Annotated in this window: 4 protein-coding genes; 3 read left to right on the top strand and 1 reads right to left on the bottom strand. The window is 62.3% G+C overall.

Annotation, left to right across the window (positions count from 1 at the left end):
* On the bottom strand, window positions 1–919 hold a 919-nt coding region (cysS, locus tag NW809_RS10590; protein WP_414402089.1), incomplete at its 3' end, for a cysteine--tRNA ligase.
* Between the two features lie 348 nt (window positions 920–1267).
* Here cysS and NW809_RS10585 point away from each other — a divergent pair.
* The 3 genes from NW809_RS10585 to NW809_RS10575 form a co-directional block, all read left to right on the top strand.
* Window positions 1268–2911 (top strand): LysM peptidoglycan-binding domain-containing protein, encoded by a 1644-nt coding sequence (locus NW809_RS10585; RefSeq protein ID WP_414402088.1) that lies wholly within the window; start codon window positions 1268–1270, stop codon window positions 2909–2911.
* Window positions 2912–3004: 93 nt separating this feature from the next.
* Window positions 3005–4345: an FIST N-terminal domain-containing protein gene (locus NW809_RS10580; protein WP_011430716.1), complete on the top strand. Its 1341-nt coding sequence runs from the start codon at window positions 3005–3007 to the stop codon at window positions 4343–4345.
* Between the two features lie 150 nt (window positions 4346–4495).
* Window positions 4496–5139, top strand: a 644-nt coding sequence (locus tag NW809_RS10575; protein ID WP_414402087.1) for an ATP-binding cassette domain-containing protein, incomplete at its 3' end; no start/stop codon positions are given.

The raw sequence follows: 5139 nt of genomic DNA, 5'->3' as shown, positions 1-5139 counted from the left end.
GTCGTAGGGTGGTGAAGTTGCCCAAAGATTTGGACATCTTCTGGCCGTTGACGTTGACAAAGCCGTTGTGCAGCCAGTACTTGGCCAGCGGCTTGCCGGTAATTGGCTCGGATTGGGCCAGCTCGTTCTCGTGGTGGGGAAAAATGAGGTCTGCCCCACCAGCGTGAATGTCGATGTGATCCCCCAGAGTCTCTCGCACCATGGCCGAACACTCGATGTGCCAGCCCGGTCGCCCCCAACCCCAAGGGGACTCAAACCCCGGCTCGGAAGGGGGGGCCGCCTTCCAAAGGGCAAAGTCAAAGGGATCCCGTTTGCCAGCGCCCTCTTCTCCCACCCGGCCGCTGGCCCCTGCCTCCAGCTCCTCCAGCTTGCGACCGGAGAGCTGGCCGTAATCCGGGAACTTACGGACGGCATAGTAGACATCGTAAGCAGGAGTCTCCCCCTGAGGGGCGAGGGGATCCCGTACCCGGTAGGCAAAGCCCTTGAGCTCCAGCGATTGGATCAGCTCGAACATGGCCCGCAGCGATCGGGTTGCCCTGGGGTAGAGATCGGCCCGCTTGATGTTGAGGCGATCCATATCTTGGAAATACTCGGCGATGAAGCGTTCCGCCACCGCCTGCATCGACTCGCCCCGCTCTAAGGCCCGCTTGAGGATCTTGTCGTCCACGTCGGTAAAGTTCTGCACATACTTCACCCGGTAGCCGCGGCACTCCAGGTAACGACGCACCATATCCCACACCACATAGGTGCGCGCGTGGCCGAGATGGCAGAGGTCGTAAACCGTGACGCCGCAGACGTACATCCGCACCAGCGGCTTCTCCCCGCCCGCCGCCTCGTCGGCAGAAATGGACTCAGAGCCACCGAAGGGTTGAAACACTTCCTTACGGCGAGTCAAGGTGTTGTAGACAACCAAAGTCATGGAGAATCCTGGTTTGTAGTTTCAGCTACAGCAAAGCGGGCTTTATCTTCCAGATCGGCACGGTGGCACACTCTGTTCTACATCGGATAAGGCTCGACAAAATCTCAACAGGCCGAAGGCTGAAATCATTGTGGGACAAGCATTTTAGCTGAAGTTACCTGCAAAGACTTGTCTAGATTTATTAACTACGGTACTCTAACCTGAGTGCGAACCAACGTATTCATTATCGAACTGCGCTTGGGCTTCACCGGCCTCGGTGGAGCTTGCAGCAAGGGGCCGCTGGCCTCAATTTTGACATCTTCTCTTTCACTCTAGTGTCAGCCTGTTGGTGTGAGGATGCCCCAAAGATTGACGTTCTCAGATGCCCAGGGGAGGGAGCTGGACATCCATAGCGCTGCCGTGAGCACCCTTTCTCCGCCCAAGGATCCGGCAGGGATCCCGACCGCTCAGGAGCGGGCTGCCGAGGGGGGAGAGCCGGCACTTCTGTCTGCCCCGTCAAGACTCCGGTGGGCTGGCTTAGCCCTTTCTCTCAGCTTAACGGGCCTGGTGTGGCTCCTGAAGCTGGAGGCCGATCCCCACGCCGATGCCCTGGAAGAGTCGGGGCCGGCCACCTCCGATGAGCCAGCCGAGCTAGAAAATCCAGATCCCTCGACCTTGGCTCCGGCGCGACGGGGCTACCCGAGGTGGGCCACCGGCCTCTTGCTCATGCTGGGCTTGGCGGGGGTGGCCACGCTGCATCAACGCCAGCTTTCTCGTCACCCTTGGGGATCCCGGCTAGCGGAGCCGATTCCGCCCTCGGTGCACACGCTGTCCGGCGCCCTGCAGCAGAACTACGAGCAAAAAAAAGCCCAACTGCGGCAAGCCTTCGAGGCGGGCCAGATCCCGACTGGGGAAGGGCCCCGAGGCATTCTCGAGCATGAGGTGCAGCCGGGGGAAACCCTCTGGCATCTGACCCAGATGTACCAGCTCGATGCCGCCGCCATCACTGTCTCCAACGGCATTCAAGCCAGTACGCCGCTGCGGCCAGGGCAGAAGCTGCTGATCCCCAGCCAGCCGGGATTGATCTACAGCGTCAAGCCGGGAGATACACTGGAAGACATTGCCAACCGCTACCGGGTTCCGCAGCAGCGGATCATCGAGGCAACTCCCCTGGATCGGCCTGAGTATCTGCGCATTGGCCAACGACTGCTCATCCCCGGCGATGTGGGCGAGCTGATCCGGCGCGAGAACGAGATGCTCGCCCGCCGCGAGGCAGAAGAACGCCGCCGCCAGGAAGAGGAAGCCCAGGAACAAGCTCGATTACAGGCCGAGCAGCAACGCCAGGCCCAGCAGATGCAGCAAGAACGACAGGCCCTCTTGGCCGGTGGCTCGCTGGTCCACACGGTGGGAGCTGGCGACACCATCGAGCGGATTGCCGCTCGCTATGGGGTGACGCAGCGGTCGATCATCCAGGCTAACAACTTGCGCAATCCCCACTGGCTACGCATTGGCCAACGCCTGACAATTCCGGCGCCTGGCACGCAGCCCGCCCCGCCGGCCCCCGGGCGACGAGCCCGGAGCCAATCCCAAGCTCGGCCAGCGCCGGCAGCTCCTCCTCCAGCTCTTCCTCCGGCCCGCAGCAGTGGCTTCATCTGGCCGGTTGCGGGGCAAATCACCTCCGGCTTTGGCTACCGTCGCGGTCGCTTCCATGCGGGGGTCGATATTCCCGGCCCGGTGGGATCCCCCATTGTAGCCGTTCAGGAGGGGGAGGTCATTTTTGCCGGCAATGCCGGGGATGGCTACGGCAATCGCGTCGATATTCGCCATCCCAACGGGATCGTTACCCGCTACGCCCACGGTCACCGGATCTATGTGTCCAAGGGCCAGTATGTGCAGCAGGGCCAGGTAATCATGAGCCGGGGCAATACGGGCCGCAGCACAGGGCCACACTTGCACTTTGAAGTCCGCCCCGGCGGGGGCGCGCCTGTGGATCCGCGGCCCTATCTGCCCTAAACACGTTTCAAACAAGAGGCTGCGCAGAACAGCCAGTCCCGGGCATAAATTGCTAGCCTAAAAAAGCAAACTCCAGACCGTAGGAACACGCCGATGCAGTGGGTGAACGCGCTCTCCCAGCTCCCTTCTCTGGAAGCGGCTCTGCGGCAGGTGGTGGAGGAAGCTAAGGCTAAGCTCCAGGTAGCCCAACTGAAGAGCGCCCTGACGCGACAGGTGCAGGCGGTGGGATCCGGCAGCCTGCCGGGGCTGCTCACCGGGTACGTCCCCTCTCAGCCGCTGCGGCCCAACTTGGGGATCCTGTTTGTGTCGGCGGCCTTTGCCAGCGAGTACATTCGCGTGCTGCCCCTGTTGTCGGAGCTGTTGGAGGTGGACGTTTTGATCGGCTGCTCCGGCGGCGGGATCGTGGGTGGGGGGCATGAAATTGAGGAGGGGCCGGCCCTGTCGCTGTCTTTGGCGGTGCTGCCGGATGTGGCCTTGCACCCTTTTTATTTGCGGGGAAACCAATTGCCCGACTTGGATGCACCTCCTTCGGCCTGGATAGACTTGGTTGGAGTTTTGCCGCAGAGCAAGCCCCATTTTCTGCTCTTGGCGGATGGATTTTCCTCTCGAATCTCTGAGCTGTTGCAAGGGCTGGATTTTGCCTATCCGGGGGCGGTCAAGGTGGGGGGATTGGCCAGTGGCGGCCGCGGCCCTCGCGGCAATGCTCTGTTTTTGCTGGATGCGCGTACCCCCACACCCCGGCGGGAGCTGTATCGGGAAGGCACGGTGGGGCTGGCCCTCTCCGGCAACGTGGTGCTAGATGCGGTGGTGGCTCAGGGATGTCGCCCGATTGGGGATCCCTTGCGCGTCACCGAAGCGGAGGGGAATGTGATCCTGAGCTTGGAGGGGCGTCCTCCTTTGGCGGTCTTACAGGATTTGGCCGAACGGCTCAGCCCATCGGATCAACGCTTGGCCCGCCAAGCTCTCTTCATCGGCCTGCTGATGGACGAGTTCAAATCCGAGCCGACGTCGGGAGATTTTCTCATTCGCGTGATCCTGGGCATCGATCCACGGGTGGGGGCGATCGCCATCGGGGATCGGGTGCGCCCCGGCCAGACGGTGCAGTTTCATCTGCGCGATGCCCAGACTTCGGCGGAAGATCTGCGGTGGGCCCTCAGCCGCTATTGTGCCGAGCGCAACCTACAGCAAAGCTACCCCGCAGAACGCTCCTCTCAACCCAAGCCGGATCCCTGTGGGGCGCTGATGTTCTCCTGCCTGGGACGAGGCAAGGGGCTGTACGGTACCCCCAACTTTGACTCGCAACGGTTTCGGGAATTGCTGGGAGAGCTACCCCTGGGGGGCTTTTTTTGCAACGGCGAGATCGGCCCGGTGGGGGGATCCACCTTTTTGCACGGCTACACCTCCTGCTTTGGGATCTTCCGGCCCGCCCGCTAAGGTTTTGGCAATCCTGAGCTGAGTTTGTAGCTGAGACCCAGACTCCCTCAGCGACGCTGCCGAAGTCCTGGAGCTGCCCCAGCGGGGAAAGAAGGGAAGCTGGAGCGGTGGTCTATAATCCTGCCAATCCCTCGATCGCCGCCCTCAGCCATGGCCGATGTCGCTCCGGTTGTCACTTCTGCCCTTCTGACTGTTCAGGGGTTGCGGGTTTTCTTGCCCAGCCGCACTGCCGGCAGCCAGGCAGAATGCTTGGGATCCCCGGTGGTGGATGGGCTGTCCTTTCAACTGGGGGCCGGACAAGTCCTGGGCTTAGTGGGGGAGTCCGGATCCGGCAAGACCATAACCGCCCTGACGCTGATGGACTTGCTGCCCAGCTCCGCTCGGGTGGAAGGCACCATTCTCTTTCAGGGCCCCCAGGGAACAGTGGACTGGCTGCGGCTGGATCCCCGGCAACGGCGGCGCTACCGCGGCTCCCAGATCGCCATGATCTTCCAAGAGCCGAGCACCGCCCTCAACCCCCTCTACACCTGTGGCCAGCAGTTGCGGGAAACCCTGAGGGCCCACACCTCCCTCCCCCCAGCGGAGCTCCGCGCCCAAGCCATCCGCCTGTTTGAGGAAGTGCAGCTTTCTCCCCAGATGCTGGAGCGCTATCCCCATCAGCTCTCCGGCGGCCAGATCCAGCGGGCGGCCATCGCCTGTGCCATCGCCTCTAACCCCAAGCTGTTGATTGCTGATGAGCCGACTACCGCCTTGGATGTAACGGTGCAAGCCGAGATCTTGCGCCTGCTCCGGGA

Source organism: Synechococcus sp. WC101, assembly GCF_047461555.1.
GTDB lineage: Bacteria > Cyanobacteriota > Cyanobacteriia > Thermostichales > Thermostichaceae > Thermostichus.
This window is presented reverse-complemented; position numbering and strand designations above follow the sequence as displayed.